Annotated in this window: 21 protein-coding genes; 17 read left to right on the top strand and 4 right to left on the bottom strand. The window is 65.2% G+C overall.

The genetic code is table 11. From position 1 onward, the window contains the following. The first annotated feature begins 156 nt into the window (after positions 1-156). The 7 genes from ribBA (at position 157) to lon (ending at position 7692) form a co-directional block, all read left to right on the top strand. Positions 157-1311, top strand: coding sequence for a bifunctional 3,4-dihydroxy-2-butanone-4-phosphate synthase/GTP cyclohydrolase II (gene ribBA / locus HNO53_RS15800; RefSeq protein ID WP_209473556.1), 1155 nt, complete (start codon positions 157-159; stop codon positions 1309-1311). A 108-nt stretch (positions 1312-1419) separates the two neighbouring features. Then, a complete protein-coding gene (gene ribH, locus HNO53_RS15795) occupies positions 1420-1917 on the top strand; it encodes a 6,7-dimethyl-8-ribityllumazine synthase (protein ID WP_209473555.1) in 498 nt (165 codons plus the stop codon). Then, a complete protein-coding gene (gene nusB / locus HNO53_RS15790) occupies positions 1914-2420 on the top strand; it encodes a transcription antitermination factor NusB (protein ID WP_209473554.1) in 507 nt (168 codons plus the stop codon). Before ribH ends, nusB begins: the two co-directional genes overlap by 4 nt. 11 nt (positions 2421-2431) lie before the next feature. Further along, positions 2432-3385 carry a thiamine-phosphate kinase gene (gene thiL / locus HNO53_RS15785; protein ID WP_209473553.1) on the top strand — a complete coding sequence of 318 codons (954 nt, stop codon included), beginning with the start codon at positions 2432-2434 and terminating at the stop codon, positions 3383-3385. Beyond that, positions 3382-3855, top strand: a complete 474-nt coding sequence (locus HNO53_RS15780) for a phosphatidylglycerophosphatase A family protein (RefSeq protein WP_209473552.1) — start codon at positions 3382-3384, stop codon at positions 3853-3855. Before thiL ends, HNO53_RS15780 begins: the two co-directional genes overlap by 4 nt. A 53-nt stretch (positions 3856-3908) precedes the next feature. After that, positions 3909-5147 carry a DUF945 family protein gene (locus HNO53_RS15775; protein WP_209473551.1) on the top strand — a complete coding sequence of 413 codons (1239 nt, stop codon included), beginning with the start codon at positions 3909-3911 and terminating at the stop codon, positions 5145-5147. Between the two features lie 112 nt (positions 5148-5259). Next, positions 5260-7692 carry an endopeptidase La gene (gene lon, locus HNO53_RS15770; RefSeq protein WP_209473550.1) on the top strand — a complete coding sequence of 811 codons (2433 nt, stop codon included), beginning with the start codon at positions 5260-5262 and terminating at the stop codon, positions 7690-7692. Between the two features lie 23 nt (positions 7693-7715). On the opposite strand, the gene HNO53_RS15765 is transcribed toward lon, so the two are convergent. After that, the gene (locus HNO53_RS15765; protein WP_209473549.1) at positions 7716-8444 is read right to left on the bottom strand and encodes an SDR family NAD(P)-dependent oxidoreductase; all 729 of its coding nucleotides are present in this window, start codon (positions 8442-8444) and stop codon (positions 7716-7718) included. 143 nt (positions 8445-8587) lie between these two features. Between HNO53_RS15765 and HNO53_RS15760 the strand changes: the two genes are divergently transcribed. The 5 genes from HNO53_RS15760 (at position 8588) to HNO53_RS15740 (ending at position 15197) form a co-directional block, all read left to right on the top strand. Further along, positions 8588-9565: a TAXI family TRAP transporter solute-binding subunit gene (locus tag HNO53_RS15760; RefSeq protein ID WP_209473548.1), complete on the top strand. Its 978-nt coding sequence runs from the start codon at positions 8588-8590 to the stop codon at positions 9563-9565. Between the two features lie 54 nt (positions 9566-9619). Then, positions 9620-11425 carry a TRAP transporter permease gene (locus HNO53_RS15755; RefSeq protein ID WP_209473547.1) on the top strand — a complete coding sequence of 602 codons (1806 nt, stop codon included), beginning with the start codon at positions 9620-9622 and terminating at the stop codon, positions 11423-11425. 23 nt (positions 11426-11448) lie between these two features. Continuing rightward, entirely contained in the window at positions 11449-11994 is a 546-nt protein-coding gene (locus tag HNO53_RS15750) for a hypothetical protein (protein ID WP_209473546.1), read from the top strand. Positions 11995-12190: 196 nt separating this feature from the next. Then, positions 12191-14035, top strand: a complete 1845-nt coding sequence (gene ilvD / locus HNO53_RS15745; RefSeq protein ID WP_209473545.1) for a dihydroxy-acid dehydratase — start codon at positions 12191-12193, stop codon at positions 14033-14035. Between the two features lie 73 nt (positions 14036-14108). Beyond that, a complete protein-coding gene (locus tag HNO53_RS15740) occupies positions 14109-15197 on the top strand; it encodes an oxidoreductase (protein ID WP_209473544.1) in 1089 nt (362 codons plus the stop codon). Positions 15198-15212: 15 nt separating this feature from the next. Here HNO53_RS15740 and nudE read toward each other — a convergent pair whose 3' ends face one another. Further along, positions 15213-15800, bottom strand: coding sequence for an ADP compounds hydrolase NudE (nudE, locus tag HNO53_RS15735; protein ID WP_209473543.1), 588 nt, complete (start codon positions 15798-15800; stop codon positions 15213-15215). A 97-nt stretch (positions 15801-15897) separates the two neighbouring features. On the opposite strand from nudE, the gene yrfG reads away from it, so the two are divergent. The 5 genes from yrfG (at position 15898) to msrB (ending at position 20409) form a co-directional block, all read left to right on the top strand. Next, positions 15898-16641, top strand: a complete 744-nt coding sequence (gene yrfG, locus HNO53_RS15730; protein WP_209473542.1) for a GMP/IMP nucleotidase — start codon at positions 15898-15900, stop codon at positions 16639-16641. Beyond that, positions 16634-17020: a ribosome-associated heat shock protein Hsp15 gene (gene hslR / locus HNO53_RS15725; protein ID WP_197448095.1), complete on the top strand. Its 387-nt coding sequence runs from the start codon at positions 16634-16636 to the stop codon at positions 17018-17020. Before yrfG ends, hslR begins: the two co-directional genes overlap by 8 nt. Before the next feature lie 49 nt (positions 17021-17069). Then, on the top strand, positions 17070-17945 hold the full coding sequence (hslO, locus tag HNO53_RS15720) for an Hsp33 family molecular chaperone HslO (RefSeq protein WP_209473541.1): 876 nt from the start codon (positions 17070-17072) through the stop codon (positions 17943-17945). Positions 17946-18248: 303 nt separating this feature from the next. Further along, positions 18249-19805, top strand: coding sequence for a phosphoenolpyruvate carboxykinase (locus tag HNO53_RS15715; RefSeq protein WP_209473540.1), 1557 nt, complete (start codon positions 18249-18251; stop codon positions 19803-19805). Between the two features lie 106 nt (positions 19806-19911). Then, positions 19912-20409, top strand: coding sequence for a peptide-methionine (R)-S-oxide reductase MsrB (gene msrB, locus HNO53_RS15710; protein WP_209473539.1), 498 nt, complete (start codon positions 19912-19914; stop codon positions 20407-20409). 20 nt (positions 20410-20429) lie between these two features. On the opposite strand, the gene HNO53_RS15705 is transcribed toward msrB, so the two are convergent. Together HNO53_RS15705 and HNO53_RS15700 are read right to left on the bottom strand one after the other, a co-directional pair. Further along, complete coding sequence (locus tag HNO53_RS15705) at positions 20430-22085, bottom strand: methyl-accepting chemotaxis protein (RefSeq protein WP_209473538.1); 1656 nt, start codon at positions 22083-22085, stop codon at positions 20430-20432. Positions 22086-22251: 166 nt separating this feature from the next. Further along, a complete protein-coding gene (locus HNO53_RS15700) occupies positions 22252-23118 on the bottom strand; it encodes a LysR substrate-binding domain-containing protein (RefSeq protein WP_242597445.1) in 867 nt (288 codons plus the stop codon). Positions 23119-23183 lie beyond the last annotated feature (65 nt).

Raw genomic sequence — 23183 nt, 5'->3', positions numbered from 1 at the left:
TACTGGCGCCCGAAGCCGCGCCAATGTACTCGCTACTGGCGCCCGAAGCCGCGCCAATGTACTCTGACGCCCATTCAAGTGGTGCGATATGGTCGGCAACGTTCTGTTGCGGTGCACTATCGTCCAGCAAGTCGATCGACATTCGGAGATTCCAGCGTGCAATCTTCCCCTGGGGGCCTGGCTCCCATCGAAGACCTGATCGAAGACATTCGGCAGGGCAAGATGGTGATCCTCATGGATGATGAGGATCGCGAGAATGAAGGCGATATCATCATGGCCGCCGAGAAGGTCGAGGCCGAGCATATCAACTTCATGGCGCGCCACGCGCGTGGCCTGATCTGCATGCCGATGACTCGCGAGCGCTGCGAGCGCCTTAAGCTGCCGCTGATGGTCCGCGACAACGGTTCCGGCTTCGGCACCAAGTTCACGCTCTCCATCGAGGCCGCCGAAGGCGTGACCACCGGCATCTCGGCCGCCGACCGTGCACGTACGGTGCAGGTGGCCGCGGCGCGTAACGCGCGTGCCGAGGATATCGTTCAGCCGGGGCATATCTTCCCGCTGATGGCGGAGCCGGGTGGCGTGTTGCGGCGCGCAGGGCATACCGAAGCGGCCTGCGACCTGGCGGCTCTGGCCGGCTTCGATCCCAGCGGCGTGATCTGCGAGATCATGAACGACGACGGCAGCATGGCCCGGCGCCCCGAGCTCGAACGTTTCGCTGCCGAGCACGGTATCAAGATGGGCACCATCGCCGACCTGATCCACTATCGCATTCACAACGAGCAGACGGTCGAGCCGGTGGAGTCCACGCTGGTCGATACGGCCGTCGGCAAGCTGACCCTGCACGTTTTCCACGACCGGATCCAAAATGCTCATCATGTCGCGCTGGTAAAGGGGGAGCCGAGCCCCGATGTCCTGACTACGGTGCGCGTGCATCTGGCCGACACCATGCGTGACCTGCTGGGTCTGCAGAAGAGCGAGAGCCGCAACTGGACGACCCACAGCGCACTGGAGGAGATCGCCCGGGTCGAGCACGGCGTCTTCGTGCTGCTCGACGATGGCCGTCCGCACCAGGACTTCCGCGATCAGCTGGAGGTGTTTCTTGAGCGCCGCCGTCTGCCGCGCACCAGCGATTCCGACGGTGCCGGCAACTACCTGACCATCGGTACCGGTTCGCAGATTCTGCGACACCTCGGCGTAGGTCGCATGCGACTGCTCAGCTCGCCGTGGAAGTTCTCGGCGCTGTCGGGCTTCGACCTCGAAGTGGTCGAGCTGATCGCGCCGGGCGAGGAGGGAGCGGCCACCGAAGGGTGAGCCGACACGCTTCCCATGTACAAGAGGCCGGCATGCACTGCCGGCCTGCTCGAATTCAGCAGGATCCCTGTCGTTATCAGCAAGACCATTTTTCAGCAGGTACTACCGATGCATACCCTGTCTCAACTGGAAGGCAACTTCGTCGACGTCGATGGCCGCTACGTGATCGTGGTGGGGCGCTTCAATCATCACGTGGTCGACAGTCTGGTCGAAGGCGCCGTGGATAGCCTGGTGCGGCACGGCGTGGATGCCGACAATATCGATATCGTTCATGTGCCGGGGGCGTGGGAGCTGCCGTTGGCAGTGAAGCGTGCCCTTCAGGTGGCACGTCCCGACGCGGTGATCGCACTGGGCGCGGTGATTCGTGGCGGCACCCCGCACTTCGAGTACGTGGCGGGCGGTTGCAATGCGGCGCTGGGCAATCTACAGCTCGAGTTCGAGACGCCCATCGCCAACGGCGTGTTGACGGTCAACACCATCGAGCAGGCCATCGAGCGTTCCGGTACCAAGGCCGGTAACAAGGGCGCCGAGGCGGCCATGGCCGCCATGGAAATGGTGTCGTTGCTGCGTGGTTTCGGTGACAACCAGAGCGGAGAAGCTTCATGAGTGAATCGCGTCCGCAGCGTGCCCCGTCGGCAGGCCAGCAGGCACGGCGCGCGGCCCGCGAACTGGCGGTGCAGGGGCTCTACCAATGGCACATGACCGGCAAGTCGGCGACTGCCATCGAGTCCGAATTCCGCAGCCAACTGCCCGACGACGACCTCGAGGATCACGAGAACTGGGCCAAGGTGATGCAGATCGCCGACCTTGCCCTATTCCACGAACTGTTGCACAACGTGGTGCGTTTCCGCGCTGACCTGGATGCCTCCATTGCGCCCCTGCTCGACCGCCGCCTGGAAGACCTCGACCCCATCGAACTGGCCATCCTGCGCCTGGGAGCCTACGAGCTCAGCCGCCGGCTGGACGTACCCTACCGAGTCGTGATCAACGAAGGCGTCGAACTCGCCAAGTCCTTTGGCGCCACCGACGGGCACAAGTACGTCAACGGCATTCTCGACAAGCTGGCCGCCCGGTTGCGTAGCGCCGAGGTCAGGGCGCGTCGCGGCTGAAGGTGCCTCCGGTGGCCAGCGAATTCGACCTGATCGCCCGCCATTTCACGCCTGCTGCACCCGGCCCGGAGGCCGGCGTGCCGCTGGGCGTGGGTGACGACTGTGCGCTGCTTGCCCCGCGCCCGGGCATGCAACTGGCCGTCAGTGTCGACACCTCGGTGGCTGACGTGCATTTCCCTGGCGATGCGCCGGCCGCAGCGATCGGCTACCGCGCCCTGGCGGTGAGCCTGAGCGACCTCGCAGCAATGGGGGCCGAACCGCGCTGGTGCCTGATGGCGCTGGCGCTCGAAAGCGACGAGGAAGCCTGGCTGGCGGACTTCGCCAGCGGTTTTCACTCGCTGTGCCAGACGAGCGGCACGGCCCTGGTGGGAGGGGACGTGACCCGCGGCGAACTCGCCATTGGGGTGACCGTGATGGGCGAGGTGCCGGTCGGTGAGGCACTGTCACGCGGTGGAGCCCGCGCCGACGACGTGCTGGCCGTGACGGGTGTTCTCGGCGGCGGGGCCGGCGGGCTGGCGCTCTGGCAGCGCGGCGAGCGCGACCTTGACCATCCGTTGCTGGCCCGCTACCTCAAGCCGGTCCCGCGGCTCGCGGCCGGTCAGGCATTGCGCGGCCTGGCGCATGCAGCCATCGACGTTTCCGACGGTCTGCTTGCCGACCTCGAGCATATCCTCGCCGCGTCAGGCGTGGGGGCGCGGCTCGAGCGCGAGGCGCTGCCCCTGGCAACGGGCCTGAGAGAGGTGCTCGGCGAAGCGGCGGCCTACCGCGCCGCGCTGTGCGGAGGCGACGATTACGAACTGCTGGTGAGCCTGCCGGGGCATCTCCTGGGAGAGGCCCGGCGACGTCTGGCGGGGCAGGGCCTGACGCTGACCGCGATCGGAACGGTGCGTGCCGAGGCTGGAGTGACGGGCGTCGATCTCGATGGCGCGCATGGCTGGCAGCACTTCCGCGGAGGCGAGTCATGAACCGTTGCCCTCCGAGTGTCTGGCGGCGCCCGGTGCATTTCTTCGCCTTTGGGCTGGGCAGCGGTGGAGTGCCCTGGGCGCCGGGTACCTTTGGCACATTGGCAGCGATTCCCTTCTACTGGCTGCTGTCGGAGCTGCCGCTGACCTGGTATGTCACGCTGGTGGCCGTCTCCTTTCTGGCGGGCGTGTGGCTGTGCGACAAGACCTCACGCGATCTCGGGGTTCACGATCACTCCGGCATCGTCTGGGATGAATTCGTCGGTTACTGGATCGCCATGGCCGCCGTACCGTTCTCATGGGAAGCGGCACTCTGGGGCTTCGTGCTGTTCCGCATCTTCGACGTCTTCAAGCCGTGGCCGATTCGCTGGGCCGACCGGCGCGTAGCGGGCGGGTTTGGCATCATGATCGATGACGTGCTGGCCGCCATCTATGCCTGGAGCACGATGCATCTCTGGCTCTGGTTGCATTAAGTTACCTAGAGTAAGCGGGCTGGCACAAGGAAATCGACAGGGAGGCGAAAGCTATGCGCAAGGAACGGCTCATCGTCCCGTTGCTGGTCGTGCTGTTGCTTGTCTGGCTGGTGGGCCAGGCCGTCTCGAGCTGGCTGTTCGAGCGAGAGATGGCGCGTACGCTCGCCGATCTGGAGGCGCGCGGCGAAATCGACATCCAGCGCCTGGACGTGGAGCAGGGGTGGTGGACCTCGACCGGGCGTATTCGCCTGGCGCCGCTGTTGGGGCAAGCGTGGCAGCTGGAGCTGACCTACCAAGCTCAACATGGCGTACTCAGCACCCTCCTCAACGGCGAGGCAATGCTGCGCCATGGTCCCGACGGGGTAAACCTGTTCGGCGATTCACTGGCCTCTTCACCGCCGCAGTGGGAGGCCAGTTACCACACATTGAACGGCGTGCTCGAGGGCAGGATTCAGCTCTCGCCGCTGCGTATCACCCAGCAGCAACGTGAACTCGCCTTCGACGGGGGGCGCCTGCGCTTCAGCGGCGAGCAGGGCGACTGGCGATTGCGTGCCCAGCTGAGCGCATGGACGCTCAGTGACGGTGCCGTTCGTCTGGAGATCGGCCCCGCCACGCTCAACAGCCATTATGCCTACACCGAGGATGCGCGCGCCTTTACCCAGGAGGATCGGCTGCAAATCGAATCGCTCTCCTGGCACCAGCCTCAACTCGAGCTCGATGCTACCGCCTTCCGCCTGGCGAATCGTATCTCGCTGGATGAGCAGGAACTTCGCATGCAGCTCGATATCGATCTCGGCGAGATTCATGCCGCAGAGCAAGTGCTGTTGACCGGGCAGGTAGAGGCCGAGCTGTCGCGACTCAATGCCGACGCGATTCGCCATACCATGGCGCGGCTGCGCGAGCTGGCTGCGAGCGGTGCTCACGGGGATGACCCTGACGCTCTGCTGGCGGCACTAGAGCCTTATTTGCTGGCGATGCTCAAGGACTCGCCGCGCCTGGACCTGCAGCGCCTCGAGCTGGACAGCCCGATGCTGGGACTGGCGGCACGGGTGGATGGTTCGCTGTTCTTCGATGGTCGTCGTCTGGATGTCCTGAGTCTGGTCGACTTCGAGGAACCCGCGGTCAAGGAGCGTTGGCGGCGGCGTCTCGACGGCGACTTCACCTGGCATGAGCTGCCTACCGTGGTCGCGCTGTGGCTCGGCTTGCCGCTGGATACGCGCACCCTCGAGGTCGATATCGGACGGGGCCAGGTGCGTGTCAACGGGCGTCCGCTACCGCCGCTCTGGCGCTAGTGCTTCATCGACTTTTGCTCATTGAGTTCTGTTCACCTTGAAGTTGGCCGTTGCTGCCCGCATTCCTCTGGGCAGTGGGCATTGGCTTTATTGGCTTCAGGACGAGGTTTTCATGAGCGAGCACGATCAGGACGAACACGGCTGGCAGGCGAGGGCGGGGTCTGACGAGGCACTGGGCTCCGATGGCGAAGTGGACGAAGTCGCCAACGCGGTCATTCCGGCCAGTGACTATCTGCCCGAACGCATCTATCTGCTGCCGATCCACAACCGGCCCTTCTTTCCCGCCCAGGTGCAGCCGCTGGTCATCAACCGTGAGCGCTGGGAGGAGACCATGCGCCGGGTGGGGAACACACCCCACCAGACGCTTGGCGTGGCCTTCGTCGGCGACAGGGCGGTGGAGGAGCTCGGCCACGACCATTTCCCCGAGATCGGCACGGCGGTCAAGGTGCACAAGATGCACGGCGAGGAGGGGCAGCTGCAGTTCATTGCCCAGGGCCTGCGTCGTTTCCGCATTCAGCGTTGGCTTTCGAAGGAGCCCCCCTTCCTGGTCGAGGTCAGCTATCCCCGCGAACCGGTCAAGGCCGACGAGGACGAGACCCGCGCCTACGCCATGGCGATCATCAACGGCATCAAGGAGCTGTTGCCGATCAACCCGCTCTATGGTGAGGAACTCAAGCATTACCTCAACCGTTTCAGTCCCCACGAGCCGGGTCCGTTGACCGATTTCGCCGCGGCCATCACCTCGGCCAAGGGGCGTGAGCTGCAGGCCGTGCTCGAAACGCTGCCGGTTCAGGCGCGTATGGAAAAGGTACTGCCGCTGCTGCGCAAGGAGATCGACGTCGCCCAGCTGCAGACCGAGATCAGCGAGCAGGTCAACGCCCAGATGCAGGAGCGCCAGCGCGAGTTCTTCCTGCGCGAGCAGCTCAAGGTGATCCAGCGCGAGCTCGGCATCTCCAAGGATGATCGCGAGAACGACGTCGATACCTTCCGCGACCGGCTGGAGGGGCTGACCGTGCCGCCCAAGGTGCTGACCCGCATCGAGGAGGAACTCGACAAGCTTTCGGTGCTGGAGACCGGCTCGCCCGAGTACGGCACCACGCGCAACTACCTGGACTGGCTGACCTCCATGCCATGGGGCGTGCGCAGTCAGGATCAGCTCGATCTGGTCCACGCCCGGACGGTGCTCGACCGCGACCACGACGGCCTCAAGGACGTCAAGGAGCGCATCATCGAGTTCCTCGCCGAGGGTACCTTCAAGGGCGACGTGGGCGGTTCGATCCTGCTGCTGGTCGGTCCGCCCGGGGTGGGCAAGACCTCGGTCGGCCGCTCCATCGCCGAGGCGCTGGGGCGGGAGTTCTACCGCTTTTCGGTGGGCGGTATGCGCGACGAGGCCGAGATCAAGGGTCACCGCCGCACCTACATCGGCGCCATGCCGGGCAAGCTGGTCCAGGCGCTAAAGGAGGTCGAGGTCGAGAACCCGGTGATCATGCTCGACGAGATCGACAAGCTGGGCAAGTCGTTCCAGGGCGATCCGGCCTCGGCCCTGCTCGAGGTGCTCGATCCCGAGCAGAATGTCGACTTCCTCGATCACTATCTCGACGTGCGCCTGGATCTATCCAAGGTGCTGTTCGTGTGTACCGCCAACGCGCTGGACACCATCCCCGGTCCGCTGCTCGACCGCATGGAGCAGATCCGCCTGTCGGGCTATATCGCCGAGGAGAAGGTGGCCATCGCCAAGCACCACCTGTGGCCCAAGCTGCTCGAGCGCGACAAGATACCCAAGAAGCGCATCAACCTCACCGACGCGGCGCTGCGCCAGGTGATCGAGGGCTATGCCCGCGAGGCGGGCGTACGCCAGCTCGAGAAACAGCTCCACAGCATCGTGCGCAAGGCCGCGGTCAAGCTGCTCGAAGGCGACCAGGCGTCGGTGCGCATCTCGGTCAAGAATCTCGAGGAATATCTCGGTGCGCCGCTGTTCCGCCAGGAGCAGGTACTCAAGGGCGAGGGGGTGGTCACCGGCCTGGCCTGGACCTCCATGGGCGGTGCCACGCTGCCGATCGAGGCGGGCAAGGTGCATTCGCTGACCCGCGGCTTCAAGCTCACCGGCAAGCTCGGCGAAGTGATGCAGGAGTCGGCCAACATCGCCTACAGCTATACGCTGGGCCATCTCGCCGAGTACGGGATCGATACCGACTTCTTCGATTCCGCCTTCGTCCACCTGCACGTGCCCGAGGGCGCCACGCCCAAGGACGGCCCCTCGGCGGGGGTGACCATGGCCACGGCGCTGCTGTCACTGGCGCGTCACCAGGGCATCGACAGGCCACTGGCGATGACCGGCGAATTGACGCTGACCGGGCAGGTGCTGCCGGTAGGCGGCATTCGCGAGAAGATCATCGCCGCCCGGCGCAGCAGGATCTTCGAGGTCGTCCTGCCCGAGGCCAACCGCCGCGACTACGACGAACTGCCCGATTTCCTCAAGGAGGGCATGACGGTGCACTTCGCCAAGCGCTACCGCGACGTGGCGAAGGTGGCTTTCGGTATTTGATGCCCATGGCGAAACGTGCGGCGTTACATGGCAACATTGGCGCCGCCGTCCACCACCAGGGTATCGCCGCTGATGAAGGTATTCTCGGCAGCGGCGAGGAAGGCCACTGCCCGGGCCACCTCGTCGGCTTCCGCGACCCGGCCGAGTGGTGTCGCTGCCTGCCAGCGTCGGCGCGACTGTGACTCGGCATCCTGCATACCGGCGCTGACCGGCCCGGGCGCCACGGCATTGACCAAGATGCCATGGGGGCCGAGTTCCACCGCCAGCGCCCGGCTCAGGGCCAGCATGGCGCCCTTGCACATGGCATAGGCCGAGCGCTCGGCGGTGGTGCGCAGGCCATGGGCCGAGGTGACGGTGACGATGCGGCCGCCGTCGCCGGCCATCATCAGGCGGGCGGCGGCCTGCAGTGCCTGGTAGGCGCCGCTGACGTTGACCGCCAGCATCTCGCCAAGCTCCGCCGCCGAGACATCGACGAAGCGCCCTCTACGGATCACGCCGGCAGCATTGATGCAGACATCGAGCCCGGCTCCATGCGTCTCGATGCGGGCGAAGGCCGCCGCGATGCTGTTGGGGCTGGTCAGGTCGCAAGCAATGAAGATGCAGCGCTCCGGCCAGCGCGCCAGCAATCCCTCTGCCCGTTCGCGAGCCTGCGCACGGTCGAGCAGGAAGACGAACTCCCCTGCCGTGAGCAGTACCTCGCCGATGGCGCTGCCGATTCCTCCGGCTCCGCCCACTACGGCCATGATTCGCATGTGCTTATCCTAGGTATTCTTCGAGCCAAAAAATCGGCATTATAGACGGATGCTCGACATTTCTTTATAACGAATTCATAACCATAACAAATCACAACAATGCCATCGCACCGCGATGCTGGACGACGATAACGGAGAGACACATGTCAAACCGCAAGCATGCCTTTGCCCGTACCCTGTTGGCCTCGGCCACCGCCGTTCTGGTGGGGGTCGGCTCACTTTCCGCTCAGGCCGAGACCCGTGTGACCTACAAGTCCGCCTCGGCGGGTACCGCCTATTACCAGATGGGCGTCGAGCTGTCCGAGGCGATTCGGCAGGGAACCGACGGCGACGTCGTGCTGACGCTGGAGGAGAGCCAGGGCTCGGTGCAGAACGTCATGGAGGTGATGGCACGCCAGGGCAACTACGTCTTCACCACGCCGCCGGGGCTGGTCGAACAGGCCATGGCCGGTGAGGGGCCCTTCGCCGAGCGCCAGAGCCCACGCTTCGATGAGATTCGCGGGCTGTTCCCGATTCCCGCCATCACCATGCATTTCGTGGTGGCCGGCGACGAGGGCGTGATCGCGCTCGAGGATCTCGAGGGCAAGGAGATCCTGATCGGCCGCGGCACCTTCGGCGCCCGTGAGGCGGAGCGCTACCTGGAGATGTTCGATCTGATGGACAAGGTGAGCGTCGCCAATGCCGAGATCGGCAGCGGTCCCGATGCACTGAAGAATGGCCAGATCGAAGCCTTCGTCACGGCAAGCTCGTTTCCCACGCCCAACGTGATCGAGACCGCCGCCAGCATGCCGATCAGCCTGGTCAGCCTCACCGATGAGCAGATCGCGCAGACCGGTGCCGCACGTCAGACCATCCCGGCTGGCACCTACAGCGGCGTCGACGAGGACGTGCAGACCACCTCGCTGCCGGTCATCGCCTATACCACCACCGGCATGGACGAGGAGACCGCCTATACCCTGACCAAGACCTTCTGGGAGCGGCGCGAGACCATGGCCGAGGAGTCTCCCTGGTGGGGCGGTATCACCCACGACATGATCGGCAACATTGCCGGTACCCTGCACCCAGGGGCCTTGCGCTATTACGACGAAGTCGACATCGAAGTTCCCGACGACTTGCGCTAATCCTGCCGGGCCGGCCTGGACCGTCGTGCCGCCGGCCCCGTTCAAGGCTTTCTTATGTCATCGACGTTCTCCTCCCCGGCGGTCGGTTCTTCCGTCGACGGCTCGCCGCGCACGCATCCCGTCTGGGTGATCCTGGGCACGCTGACGGTCGCCTTCCATCTGGGTTTGATCTTCTACGGCCTGGCCCCGGCATTGGTGAGCCGACCACTGCACATGGCCCTGGCGCTACCCTGGATACTGATCCATGCCGCGCGAACGCCCTGGGAGCGTTGGAGCGGCTGGCTGTTGACCCTGCTGGGCATTGCCGCCTGCGGTTACATCGCCTTCAACGAGGAGGCGTTGGCGAGCCAGTATGGCTTCATCGACACGCACTTCCAGATGCTCGTCGGCGTATTCCTGATCGGGCTGGCGTTGGAGGCGGCGCGTCGGGCGATCGGCTGGCCGCTGCCGCTGGTGACCTTGGTGGCGCTGCTCTATGGCTTGTTCGGCGAATGGGTGCCGGGCCAGTTCGGTCACCCAGGGCTGCCGCTGCAGAGCTACGTGGGGACGCTGACCCTCACTGAGGGCGGCCTTTGGGGCAAGCTGACCGGGGTCAGCGTCGGGGTAGTGGCGATCTTCGTCATCTTCGGTGCGGTGCTCAACGCCGGCGAGGCGGGGCGCGGTTTCATGAACCTGGCCAGCGCCTTCGCCGGGCGCCTGACCGGCGGTGCGGCCAAGGTGGCGGTGATCTCCTCGGCGTTGATGGGGTCTATCTCCGGTTCCGCCTCGGCCAACGTGGCCTCGACCGGTGCCATCACGATTCCCTCCATGGTCCGCCTGGGCTATCCGCGCACCCTGGCGGGCGGCGTCGAGGCGGTGGCGTCCTCGGGTGGTCAGATCATGCCGCCGCTGATGGGGGCCGGGGCATTCGTCATGGTCGAACTCACCGGCACACCCTACACCCAGATCATGGCGGCGGCCTTGCTCCCGGCCATCCTCTACTTCGCCACGGTGTGGATGGGGATCAACGCCTTCGCCACCCGCCATGACCTGCGTCCCATGGCGGCGGGCGATCAGCCCGGTGGCAAGGAGGTGCTCATCACCTCGCTGTTCTTCGCCGTGCCATTCGTGCTGCTGCTCGAGCGCATATTTCTGGGGGGCTATACGCCCCAGTACGCGGCGAGCATCGCCATTTTCGCCGGCCTGCTGCTGCTGTTCTGCGACGCGACCCTCACGTTCTCCCTGCGAGGCTTCGCCTCGCGCCTGGCCGAGGCGGTGGTCACCGCCGGACGCCAGGTGGCAGTGATCGGTGCGATCATCATCTGCGCTTCGCTGGTGATCGGCGTGCTGTCGTTGACCGGACTCGGCGTCAAGATCACCTCAGGCATTCTGTCGCTGTCGAACGAAATGCTGTGGCCGGCGCTGCTGCTCACCGCGCTCGCCTGCCTGGTGCTGGGCATGGAGGTGCCGACCACGGCCGCCTACGTGATCTGCGTCTCGGTGGCCGGGCCGGCGCTCACCGAACTGGGGCTCGAGCCGCTGCTGGCACATCTGTTCGTGTTCTGGTACGCGTTGCTCTCGACCATCACGCCGCCGGTGTGCGGCGGCGTGTTCATCGCCGCCGGCATGGTCGGGGAAAACTGGCTGAAGGTAGCGATCAAGGCCATGGCGCTGGGCCTTGGGCTCTATATCATTCCGTTGGCCATGGTCGCCAATCCCGACGTGATCCGCCTGGCCTTCGATCCGCTGTGGGCAATCTTCGATGCGGTGAAGATCGCGCTGGGTCTCGTTGCCATCTCCTACGGCGTGATCGCTCGGCGCACGGCGTGGCTACGGACACTCCTGGTGGTGGCCGGCACGCTGGTGATTTTCGCTTTCTGATAACAACGTCTGAGGAGCTCGAGATGATCGTCGCCACGCTAGGTCCGGAAGGGAGCAACCATGAGCTGGTCCTGCGTCGCTATCTCACGACCCGCGGACAAGCCGACGCACAGGTGACGCTGCTCGACGACTTCCCGACGGCCTTCGCGGCGCTGGTGGCGGGGAAAGTCGACCGCGTGTTGCAGTGCACGGCACATTTCAGTCATGCCGATTGCGTGGGCCGGTACATGCATCGCGCCTTTCCGGTGGATGTGTTCGTGGCTGGCAGTCATCCGCTAGCGCTGCTGGCGCGGCGCGAGATCGCCGAGCCGCGTCAGGTGATCCGCCAGCCGGCCACCCGCTACTACACCGATCTCTCGGGTTTCAGTGAGGAGGTCGATGCGCCGACCACCGTGGCGGTGGCCGAGGGCTTGCTGGACGGGCGCTACGAGGCGGGTATCTGCGCCCGGCAGACTCTGGAAGATCATCCTGACGAGCTGCGCCTGATCGAGGATCTGGGGCCGGCGCTGGATGTGTGGGTGCTGTACGGCACTCGGCCGTTACCCGGTGACCATACGCTGGTGGTCTAGCCGCTGCGGCCCGTGCATGACAGAATCGGGGCAGACCCCATACCAGACTGTGTTTGAAAAGTCGGCGAGCGAAGGTCAGAGAAGGAAAAATATGGCCAAGCGCAGGCAGTTTTCAGACACAGTCCAGACCGTCGCCGCCCATGGGTGGCAGAGACGGCGTTAACCGTATAGCGCGAATGCGCACGAAGAGGACACCATGCCCGACTATCGCTCCCGTACCACCACGGCCGGCCGCAACATGGCCGGCGCCCGCGCCCTGTGGCGTGCCACCGGCATGAAGGACGAGGACTTCCACAAGCCGATCATCGCGGTGGCCAACTCCTTCACACAGTTCGTGCCCGGGCACGTGCATCTCAAGGACATGGGTCAGCTGGTAGCACGGGAGATTGAGAAGGCCGGCGGCGTGGCCAAGGAGTTCAACACCATCGCCGTCGACGACGGCATCGCCATGGGCCACGACGGCATGCTCTACTCGCTGCCGAGTCGCGACATCATCGCCGACAGCGTCGAGTACATGGTCAATGCCCATTGCGCCGACGCCCTGGTGTGCATCTCCAACTGCGACAAGATCACCCCGGGAATGCTGATGGCAGCCATGCGTCTCAACATTCCGGTGATCTTCGTCTCCGGCGGCCCGATGGAGGCCGGCAAGACCAAGCTGATCGACCACGGGCTCGATCTGGTCGATGCCATGGTCATGGCCGCCGACGATTCGGTCGATGACGCCACCCTGGCCGAGGTCGAGCGCAGCGCCTGTCCCACTTGCGGCAGCTGCTCCGGCATGTTCACCGCCAACTCGATGAACTGCCTGACCGAAGCGCTGGGCCTGGCGCTGCCGGGCAACGGCACCGTGGTGGCTACCCATGCCGATCGTCGCCGGCTGTTCGAAACCGCCGGGCACCGCATCGTCGAGCTGGCCAAGCGCTACTACGAGGGCAATGAGACGCACCTGCTGCCGCGCGCCATCGGCTCCAAGGCGGCGTTCAAGAATGCCATGACGCTGGACATCGCCATGGGCGGTTCCACCAATACCATTCTGCATCTGCTGGCCGCCGCCCAGGAGGCCGAGCTCGACTTCACCATGGTCGACATCGACCGCCTCTCGCGGGAAGTGCCGCAGCTGTGCAAGGTGGCGCCCAACACCCAGAAGTACCACATCGAGGACGTGCATCGTGCCGGCGGCATCATGGCGATCCTCGGCGAGCTCGACCGTGCCGGCGTGCTCGATACCCGCGTACCCACCGTCTACGGCGACACCCTCAAGGAGGCCCTGGACGAGTGGGACATCATGCGCAACCCGAGCCCCGAGGTGGTGGAGTTCTACAAGGCCGGCCCCGGCGGCGTGCCGACCCAGGTAGCGTTCTCGCAGAGCGCGCGCTGGCCGAGCCTCGATGGCGACCGCGCGACCGGCTGCATCCGTGACCTCGCGCATGCCTTCTCGAAGGAGGGCGGGCTGGCGGTACTGCGCGGCAACATCGCCGTCGACGGCTGCGTGGTCAAGACCGCTGGCGTCGACGACTCGATCCTGGTGTTCGAGGGGCCGGCGCATGTCGTCGAGTCCCAGGACCAGGCGGTGGAACACATCCTCGCCGGCGAGGTGAAGGAAGGGGATGTCGTCGTCATTCGCTACGAGGGGCCGAAGGGCGGACCCGGCATGCAGGAGATGCTCTACCCGACCTCCTATCTCAAGTCGAAGGGGCTGGGCAAGGCGTGTGCACTGCTCACCGACGGGCGCTTCTCCGGCGGCACCTCCGGTCTCTCCATCGGTCACGTCTCGCCCGAGGCCGCGGCAGGCGGCGCCATCGGCCTGGTGCGCACGGGTGACATCATTCGTATCGACATTCCCAACCGCACGATCGACGTCAAGCTGTCCGACAGCGAACTGGCCGCACGCCGTGAAGCCGAGGAGGCGCGCGGCAGTCAGGCCTGGAAGCCCAGCATTCAGCGCGTGCGCAAGGTCTCGGCCGCGCTCAAGGCCTATGCGCTGCTGGCGACGTCTGCCGACAAGGGAGCGGTGAGGGATCTGTCCAAGCTCGACTGAGACGAGTGTCGAACCGGGCCCTGGCCCGGTTCGTCGTTGCGGGCTTCATCAAGCAGCAGTAAGGAACGACGACATGCGCAAGCAGACCTTCGGTGTCGGCCTGATCGGCTTCGGCACGGCCGGCCGCATCTTCCATGCCCCGCTGATCCAGGCGACACCTGGGCTGGAGCTGCTGGCCGTGGTCAGCAGTTCGCCCGAGCGAGTGCACGACGTGCTGCCCGAAGTCGACGTGTTGCCTAAGCCAGCGGCGCTTTTCGCCCGTCCCGACATCGATCTGGTGGTAATCGCCAGCCCCAACGAGACTCACTACCCACTGGCCAAGGCAGCCCTGGCCGCCGGCAAGCATCTGGTGGTCGACAAGCCCTTTACCGTGTCGCTGTCGGAGGCGCGCCTGCTCAAGGCCGAGGCCGACAAGGCCGAGCGCCGGGTCAGCGTCTTTCACAACCGTCGCTGGGACAGCGATTTCCGTACCCTGCAAGCGCTGGTCGCGGAGGAAAGTGTGGGGCGACCGGTGTCGCTGGAGCTGCGCTTCGATCGCTTCCGACCGGTAGTGGCCGATCGCTGGCGCGAACAGCACAAGCCCGGCAGCGGGATCTGGTACGACCTGGGGGCGCATCTGCTCGATCAGGCCAGAACGCTGTTCGGCATGCCTCGGGCGATCCTGCTCGATCTGATGGCGGCACGGGATGGCGCCGAGGTGGACGACGAGTTTCATGCCTTGCTGGAGTACGATGCCCTCAGGGTGACCCTGCGCGCCAGCTCGCTGGTGGCCGAGCCGACACCGCAGCAGGCCCTGCACGGCACCCGAGGCAGCTTCGTCAAGTATGGCCGCGACCCCCAGGAGAACTGGCTCAAGGAGGGGCGCACCCCCACGCGGGAGTGGGGCGTCGATCAGCGTCCCGGCCAGCTGACGCTGGCCGAAGGCAGCGACGGGTCCCTGGTCACCCGGGAGCACTCGGGGCTCCCCGGCGATTACCTGGCCTACTACGTCGGTATCGTCGAGGCACTGGCAAGCGGTGCGCCGGTGCCGGTCAGCGTGGAGGAGGGGATCGAGGTCATGACCCTGCTGGAGGTAGGGCTCGACAGCTACCGCCAGAACCGCTGGATTCGCCTCAAGGAGAATAACGGCGGCAGCCTGCGCCAGCTTCACCGCCACGGCTGAGCCCCGGGGCTTGCTTCACCAGCTCAGTGGGGTCTCCTTGTCGCGGCGCTCGCGCAGGGTGTCGCGGGCGATGAACAGGGCGGCGATGGCGCGCGCCTCGTGGAAGTCGTCACGCATCAACAGGGCGGGCAGTTCCTCTAGGGCGTGTTGCTCGACTACCAGAGGTTCCGGTTCGTCGCCGGGCAGACGCTTGTGATAGAGGTCGGTGGCGAGCAGTACCTGCATGCGGTGGCGCATGTAGTTGGGTGCCAGCGACAGTTCCACCAGTGGCTCGATGCGCCGGGCGCCGAAGCCGCACTCCTCCATCAATTCGCGATTGGCCGCGGTGACGATATCCTCGCCGGGGTCCACCAGCCCCTTGGGCAGGGTCAGCACGTAATCCTCGAAACCTGCGGCGTACTCGCGGATCAGCAGCACGTGATCGGGATCGGGCATGGCGATGATCATCACCGCGCCCTGGTCGCTGCCGGTGAGGCGCTCGAAGGTGCGCTCGGCGCCATTGGCGAAACGCAGCTCCAGCGCCTCGATGTGGAACAGGCGGCTTCTGGCCACGGATTGGCGTGATAGCACCTGGGGTTTTTGCAGGGGGCGTCTCTCGGACATGAAGGCTCCGTGTCATGCGGGCTGCCGGGAATGCGTCGTCTCTCCGCATTGGGTACAATACCACGCCTTCCCCTGCACAGACCCACCGGGAGTCGCCATGATCGACTGGCGCGCCATTGATACCGTTCTGCTCGACATGGACGGCACACTGCTCGACCTGCACTTCGACAGTCACTTCTGGCTGGAGCACCTGCCGCGGCGCTACGTGGAGCTGCACCGCCTCGACGAGGCTACCCAGGAGCAGATCCGCGCGCGCATCCTGCGCGAGCGGGGCACGCTGAACTGGTACAGTCTGGCCTACTGGAGCCGCGAGCTGGGGGTGGATATCGTCGCCCTCAAGCGCGAGATCCAGCATCTGATCGGCCTGCGCAGCGATGCACTCGACTTTCTCAAATGGTTGCAGAGGGCCCATCCCAGGGTAATCCTGGCGACCAACGCCGACCGCGAAAGCCTCGAGCTCAAGCTGCCGCTCACCGGCCTCGAGGCCTATCTGGATGCCATCGTCTCCTCGGCCGACCTCGGCGTACCCAAGGAAGCCCAGGAGTTCTGGTTCGCGCTGCAGGAAGTCGAGCCTTTCGATCCGGCGCGGACACTCTTCATAGATGACAATCCCGAGGTGCTTGAGAGTGCGCGGGAGTTCGGTATACGCCACCTCCTGGGCATCAAGCAGCCCGACAGCACGCGTCCCGAGAAGGAACTGGAAGAGTTCATCGCCCTGGACCGCTTCGCCACGATCCTGCCCGAGGAGCTACCCTCCCAGGTACGTGGTGACCAGTTACGTGGCGAAATGATACGCAGCGACCGGGCAGTGCCCGGCGAGGAGGGAGGCAAGATTGGATAGCGTACGACTCGACAAGTGGCTATGGGCGGCCCGCTTCTTCAAGACCCGGGCCTTGGCCAAGAAGGCCATCGAAGGCGGCAAGGTGCACTACAACGGCGGCCGCGCCAAGACCAGCAAGAACGTCGAGGTGGGGGCGCTGGTTCGCGTGCCCCAGGGCTGGGACGTGTGGGAGGTGGAGGTCGTGGCGCTTTCCGACCAGCGCCGTGGTGCGCCCGAGGCCCGCGAACTCTATCGCGAGACCGCCGAGAGCGTCGAACGTCGCGCGCGCGAGGCGGAAGGCCGACGGCTGACCAATCAGGCCATGCAGCACCCGCTCAAGCGCCCCGACAAGAAGCAGCGTCGCGAGATTCAGCGCTTCCAGCGCCAGCAGGACGAGTGAGTACCGCCGCCCGCCGACCTACCCTGAACGACCTCTTTCGGAATCGATCATGACCGACCAGATCCAGCGTTTCCTGTTCGAACGCACCAATGTACGTGGCGAGATCGTCACCCTCGAACGTGCCTATGGCGAGGTGCTCGATCGCCATGGCTACCCGCCGGCCGTCAATCGCCTGCTGGGCGAGCTGCTGGCGGCGGTGGCGCTGCTCACCGATACGGTCAAGCTCGACGGTATCCTCAGCATCGAAGTGCGCGGCCAGGGCGCATTGTCGCTGCTGATGGCCGAGTCCAACCCCGGCGGCGAACTGCGCGCCATCGCCCGAGTGGCGGAGGATGCCACGCTGCCGGCTGGCGAGGCGGGCTTTCGCGAACTTGTCGGTGATGGCCATATCGTGATCACCCTGGACCCGCGCGAGGGCAATCGCTACCAGGGCATCGTGGCGCTCGATCATGACAGCCTGGCCGGCTGCCTCGAGGCCTACTTCTCGCAGTCCGAACAGCTGCCTACCCAGCTGTGGCTGCGTGCCGACGATGAACGTGCCGGAGGGCTGCTGCTGCAGCGCCTACCGGACGAATCGCAGAACCAGGACGAGGATGCCTGGGAGCGCACGGTGCAGTTGGCCCGCACGCTGCGTACCGAAGAGCTGCTCGGGCTCGAGCAGCGTGAACTGCTGCACCGGCTCTATCACGAGGAGACGGTACGGGTCTTCGAGCCCAAGCGGTTACGCTTCGGCTGCACCTGCTCGCGGGAGCGTATCGGCAATGCCCTGCTGACGTTGGGCGCCGATGAGCTGCGCGACGTGCTGGCCGAACGGGGCGAGATCGAGACCCAGTGCCATTTCTGTCATACCCATTACCGCTTCTCGGACAACGAGATCGAGGCGCTACTGCGTGCCCAGGACGGGCCGCCGCCGGTTCTGCACTGAATGTCGTCGAACGGGGCGGGGCGGAGCACGTCTCGCCCGGCGCGGCACAATGCTGCGCTGCACAAGCATGATGTGTCCAATCTGCGGCGATATGTCTCGATGTAGTAGTAAAACTACATGAACTTCGGTCAAAGTTCCCGTTTCCCGACGGCTCCCTTTTTGCCATAATGGCGCCCGCCTAAGGGCCGATCGCCGCATGACAAGACGGCAAGCATCCGCACACGGACGATCGGAAACGCAATGCAACGGCGTACGGACGCCTGGCACACGAGAGAGAACCGGCCGCAAGGCCCAGGAAACGACATGACCACATCCCAAGCCGCTCCTCAAGCACACGTCAATCTCAGCAGCGCCGAGCTCATCGAGCGTGCCGTGGCACGCGGAGAAGGCCATCTGGCCGCCAATGGCGCTCTGGTGGTGAATACCGGTGAGCGTACCGGTCGCTCGCCCGCGGATCGCTTCATCGTCGACGAACCCTCTACCACCGGTGAGATCGACTGGGGTAGTGTCAACCGCCCCTTCGACGCCGGCAAGTTCGACGCCCTGTGGGCGCGTGTCGAGGACTACCTGAACAGCGGCGAGCGCTTCGTTTCCGAACTCCACGTGGGCAGCGATCCGACCCACTACCTGCCGGTGCGGGTCACTACCGAGACGGCTTGGCACAACCTGTTCGGTCGTACCATGTTCGTGCGCCCCGAGGGTTACAACCCCTCGGCCAAGGAGGAGTGGACCATCCTCAATGCGCCCCATTTCGAATGCGAGCCGAACCGCGACGGCACCAACTCCGACGGCGCCGTGATCATCAACTTCGCTCACAAGAAGGTGCTGATCGCCGGCATGCGCTATGCCGGCGAGATGAAGAAGGCGATGTTCTCGGTGCAAAACTTCCTGCTGCCGGCCTCCGACGTGCTGCCCATGCACTGCTCGGCCAACGTCGGCGAGGATGGCGAGACGGCGCTGTTCTTCGGCCTGTCCGGTACCGGCAAGACCACGCTCTCCGCCGATCCGGCGCGCTACTTGATCGGCGACGACGAGCACGGCTGGGGCCCCGGCACCGTGTTCAACGTCGAGGGCGGCTGCTACGCCAAGTGCATCGACCTCTCGGCGAAGAACGAGCCGGTGATCTGGAACGCCATCAAGTTCGGCACCGTGCTAGAGAACGTGGTGCTCGACGACCGTCGCGAGCCTGACTACACCGACGACAGCCTGACCCAGAACTCGCGCGCCGCCTATCCGCTGGAGCACATCGACAAGCGGGTGCCGGAGAACCGCGCCGGCGAGCCCAACGCGATCATCTTCCTGACCTGCGACATGTCAGGCGTGCTGCCGCCGGTGTCGGTGCTGTCCAAGGAAGCGGCCGCCTATCACTTCCTTTCCGGCTACACCGCCAAGGTGGGCTCCACCGAGATGGGCTCTTCCGAAGGCCTCGCGGCGACGTTCTCCACCTGCTTTGGCGCGCCGTTCTTCCCGCGTCCGGCTCGCGTCTACGCCGACCTGCTGATCAAGCGCGTCGAAGCCAAGGACGCCCAGGTCTACCTGGTCAATACCGGCTGGACCGGTGGTTCCTACGGTGAGGGCGGCTCGCGCTTCTCCATTCCCACGACTCGCGCCATCATCAGCGCCATCCAGTCCGGCGTGCTCCGCGAGATCGAGACCAAGCGCATCGAAGGGCTCAACCTGGACGTGCCGGTGGCGGTGCCCGGCGTCGACTCCAGCCTGCTCGATCCGCGCGAGACCTGGGAAGACCAGGCCGCCTACGACCGCAAGCGTAGCGACCTGGCGGCCAAGTTCGTCGACAACTTCAAGAAATTCGAAGGCGTCAGCGAAGCCATCGTCAAGGCCGGGCCCAGCTTGACCTGAGGTGAACCAGCGGTAGCCGTGGCGGTCTGAACGGGGAAGAGGCGTAAGCCTCTTCCCCGTTTGCGATGTGGGCCTGGCAGGTCGGCTGGCCAGGTGGGAGGGTCTGATGAAACGACGTCTTTTCTTGGGTCTGCTGGGGGTTGGTGGGGCAGCGGGGTTGGTACCCGGCCTCGGCTGGGGTTTTCCGCGGCTGAGTCTTGAAGCCGCGCCGGGACTGGAGCGTCTGGAGCTTTCGCGCGACGCGTGGCGCGAGCGCCTCACGCCCGAGCAGTTCGAGATCCTGCGCGAGCATGGTACCGAGCCGCCGTTCTCCAGCCCCTTGGACAAGGAGTGGCGCGAAGGCGAGTACCGCTGCGCCGGCTGCGACCTGCTGCTGTTCGAGAGTGCCATGAAGTACGACTCCGGCACCGGCTGGCCGAGCTTCTTCGAGCACGTCGAGGGGCATCTGTTGAGCGAGCTGGATTTCAAGCTGGTCTGGCCGCGCACCGAGTACCACTGCGCCCGCTGCGGCGGGCATCAGGGCCATGTCTTCAGCGACGGCCCCGAGCCCACCGGACTACGCTGGTGCAACAACGGCCTGGCCCTGACCTTCGTGCCCGCCTAGCCAAGGCCGCCTCTGCCCGGCTAGAACGATGCTTCGGCCGGCAGCATATCCTGATGGCCGCGAACCGTGGCGGGTTTACGCTTCGGGGTGGGCAGCAAGTTCCGCTCCGTGTCGCAGGCATCGCTCAGGCGGAAGCTGGCGATCAGGTCATTCAGGCGTTCGACCTGTTCGCGCATCTCATCCGCCGCAGCGCTGGTCTGCTCGACGAGCGACGCATTGTGCTGCGTCATGTTGTCGAGTTCGGAGACCGCGATGTTCACCTGGGCGATGCCCTGGCTCTGTTCCTTGGCACCGGCGCTGATCTCGCTGATCACGCCGGTGATGCGCTCGATGCTGGCAACGATCTCCTGCATGGTCTTGCCGGTGCTCTTGACCAGGCTGGCCCCCGACTGGGTGCGTGAAACGGAGGTGTCGATCAGCTCGCGAATGCCGCGAGACGCATCGCTCGAGCGGCTGGCCAGGGTGCGAACTTCCTGAGCCACCACGGCGAACCCACGTCCGTGTTCGCCGGCGCGTGCGGCTTCCACCGACGCATTGAGGGCGAGAATGTTGGTCTGGAATGTAATGCCGTCGATCAGGCCGATGAACTCATTGATCTGTACTGCGGAGCGGCTGATGTCATCCATGGTGCTCTCGACCTGAGCCATGGCTTCCTGACCGCGACGGGCGACTTCCACCGTCTCCTGCACCAGCTGGTTGGCCTGCTGGGTGGCGTCGGAGGTATTGCTCACCGTGGCCGTGATCTCCTCCATGGAGGCCGAGGTCTCCTGCAGGTTGGCGGCGGTTTGCTCGGTACGCGAGGAGAGGTCCTGGCTGCTCTTGGCAATCTCGTTGGAGGCGTTGTGCACGCTCAGGGTGCTGCTGCGCACGGTCTGCAAGGTGGCGTCCATGCGCAGTATGAAAGCGTTGAACTGCTCGGCCAGTTCGCCCAGTTCGTCCTTGCGCCGGCTTTCGATGCGCGCCGTCAGGTCGCCGTCACCATCGGTGATTTCCTTGATACGGCCCGTAATCTGGCGAATGGCGCGCGACATCAGCATTGGCCCGACAAGGGCAATGGCGACGGCGGCGAGAAACACCAGGAAGGAAAAGCCGAACACAGCGAACTGTTGCATGCGGATTCGGGCAAGCGTCAGGGCTTCGAGCTCGACGACCTTGGCATCCGCCAGCTCGCCCGCCGTATTGTAAACCTCCCTCAACTGATTGAAGGCAGTCAGCGAGGCGCCCTCGACCTGCACGCGCGCAGCGGCGGTATCGCCGGCAGCGTGCAGGTTCAGCCCCTCGCCGGATTGTGCCGACCAGGCGGAGAACAGCGCTTCGAAGCCGTCCAGGGGTTGGACGATCTCGGGGTAGGCATCGAGCAGTCGGGTGAATTCGTGCATGCGATCGTAGGCCTGCTGTGCATTCTCCTCGTAGTCGCCCTTAAGGGCCTGGGCCTGTTCCGAGCCAGCCGCCGTCCGGAGGTACTCGAGCTCGGCGACACGCGCCTGGTAGAGGTCACGGTCTGCGTTGAGCACGGCGGATATCGCAGCGTTGAAGGTGCCGCTGAATTCGGTCATGCGATCCCTGACGGAGTGCACCAGCAGCAGGTCGGCGACGACTACGACCAGCAGTGACATGGCGACGCCGATGAAGGCGACGGCATATTTGACGCGTATTTTGTTGAGGTTCTTGCGCATTGGGTGTGACTCCCTTGCCGGAGTGGAGCGGTTCGAGTGCTCGTTGCCATCGAGCTTTTTATTGAGTGACGCGGAGGGCGCGCTCTGGAGAGTGGGACTTCATAGACGGTATCGGCATTTCGAGCCGAAACTTAAGCAGCGGAGCGAAAGCGGCAAGGGAGAATTTTCAGCAACGATCAGGCTTTGAAACCCTCGATGATGTGCTGCGCCAGGCCGGCCACCGCCGGTGATGCGTTGTCGGGCGAGCGCGCAGCAGCACGATCGAACCGTCCGGCAGTGGGGGAAAGCCGTCCGTCTCGCCGAGCACGCGCATGCCCGGCGTGACCAGGCTCTTCATCAGCGCCGAGACCGCCAGGCCAGCGCCCACCACCGCCTGCAGGGTGGCCAGGCTGGGGCTGGAGTAGGCGATGCGATACTGGCGTCCGGCACGGGTCAGGGCGTTGCAGGCATGCCGCCGGCAGAAGCAGGGCTCCTCGAACAGCGCCAGCGGCAGCGGCGTCTGGCGATGCACGGCATGGCTCTCCGCCACCACCCACACGGTTTCGTCGCGGCGCAGAATGGTGCCGATCTCCTGGCCTACCTCGCGGGTCACGATACTCAGGTCGAGGCTGCCCTGCTGGCGGCCGAGCAGCTCCGAGGAGGGTGCGCACTGCACCTCGACGTCGACCAGTGGCCAGGTCTGGGAGAAGGACTTGAGGATCCCGGGCAGGAAGCGCATGACGAAATCGTCGGGGACGCCGATGCGAACCCGGCCGACCATCTCCGGCTCGCGCAGCATGTTGAGCGCCTCGCCCTGCAGGTCGAGGATGCGGCGGGCATAACCGAGCAGCGTGGTGCCTTCGCTGGTCAGATGCATCTGACGGCCCTGGCGCTCGAACAGCGGGCGCTGGATCACTTCTTCCTCGAGTCGCTTGATCTGCATGCTGACCGCCGACTGGGTGCGGTTGACGGCCTGGGCCGCCCGGGTGAAGCCGCCATGGTCGACAATGGCGACGAAGGTGCGCAGCAGCTCGTGATCGATGGTGTGGAGCATGACCGGTTTCCATCATGATGAGTGATGCATGGTATCAGGAGTATTCGTTGGATTGATTGTAGCGA

This window comes from Billgrantia antri (genome assembly GCF_017868935.1).
Classification (GTDB): Bacteria; Pseudomonadota; Gammaproteobacteria; order Pseudomonadales; family Halomonadaceae; genus Halomonas; species Halomonas antri.
Note: the sequence above shows the minus strand (reverse complement) of the source record. Positions and strands in the feature narration are given on the sequence as shown.

What these genes read in the sequence shown, in the direction of transcription:
- HNO53_RS15700 (WP_242597445.1), bottom strand. Translation starts at nt 23,118, where the DNA reads ATGCTCCACACCATCGATCACGAGCTGCTGCGCACCTTCGTCGCCATT.
- HNO53_RS15705 (WP_209473538.1), bottom strand. Translation starts at nt 22,085, where the DNA reads ATGCGCAAGAACCTCAACAAAATACGCGTCAAATATGCCGTCGCCTTC.
- HNO53_RS15715 (WP_209473540.1), top strand. Translation starts at nt 18,249, where the DNA reads ATGACCACATCCCAAGCCGCTCCTCAAGCACACGTCAATCTCAGCAGC.
- yrfG (WP_209473542.1), top strand. Translation starts at nt 15,898, where the DNA reads ATGATCGACTGGCGCGCCATTGATACCGTTCTGCTCGACATGGACGGC.
- HNO53_RS15750 (WP_209473546.1), top strand. Translation starts at nt 11,449, where the DNA reads ATGATCGTCGCCACGCTAGGTCCGGAAGGGAGCAACCATGAGCTGGTC.
- HNO53_RS15775 (WP_209473551.1), top strand. Translation starts at nt 3,909, where the DNA reads ATGCGCAAGGAACGGCTCATCGTCCCGTTGCTGGTCGTGCTGTTGCTT.
- hslO (WP_209473541.1), top strand. Translation starts at nt 17,070, where the DNA reads ATGACCGACCAGATCCAGCGTTTCCTGTTCGAACGCACCAATGTACGT.
- HNO53_RS15740 (WP_209473544.1), top strand. Translation starts at nt 14,109, where the DNA reads ATGCGCAAGCAGACCTTCGGTGTCGGCCTGATCGGCTTCGGCACGGCC.
- ilvD (WP_209473545.1), top strand. Translation starts at nt 12,191, where the DNA reads ATGCCCGACTATCGCTCCCGTACCACCACGGCCGGCCGCAACATGGCC.
- lon (WP_209473550.1), top strand. Translation starts at nt 5,260, where the DNA reads ATGAGCGAGCACGATCAGGACGAACACGGCTGGCAGGCGAGGGCGGGG.
- HNO53_RS15760 (WP_209473548.1), top strand. Translation starts at nt 8,588, where the DNA reads ATGTCAAACCGCAAGCATGCCTTTGCCCGTACCCTGTTGGCCTCGGCC.
- HNO53_RS15780 (WP_209473552.1), top strand. Translation starts at nt 3,382, where the DNA reads ATGAACCGTTGCCCTCCGAGTGTCTGGCGGCGCCCGGTGCATTTCTTC.
- HNO53_RS15755 (WP_209473547.1), top strand. Translation starts at nt 9,620, where the DNA reads ATGTCATCGACGTTCTCCTCCCCGGCGGTCGGTTCTTCCGTCGACGGC.
- ribH (WP_209473555.1), top strand. Translation starts at nt 1,420, where the DNA reads ATGCATACCCTGTCTCAACTGGAAGGCAACTTCGTCGACGTCGATGGC.
- nudE (WP_209473543.1), bottom strand. Translation starts at nt 15,800, where the DNA reads ATGTCCGAGAGACGCCCCCTGCAAAAACCCCAGGTGCTATCACGCCAA.
- msrB (WP_209473539.1), top strand. Translation starts at nt 19,912, where the DNA reads ATGAAACGACGTCTTTTCTTGGGTCTGCTGGGGGTTGGTGGGGCAGCG.
- nusB (WP_209473554.1), top strand. Translation starts at nt 1,914, where the DNA reads ATGAGTGAATCGCGTCCGCAGCGTGCCCCGTCGGCAGGCCAGCAGGCA.
- HNO53_RS15765 (WP_209473549.1), bottom strand. Translation starts at nt 8,444, where the DNA reads ATGCGAATCATGGCCGTAGTGGGCGGAGCCGGAGGAATCGGCAGCGCC.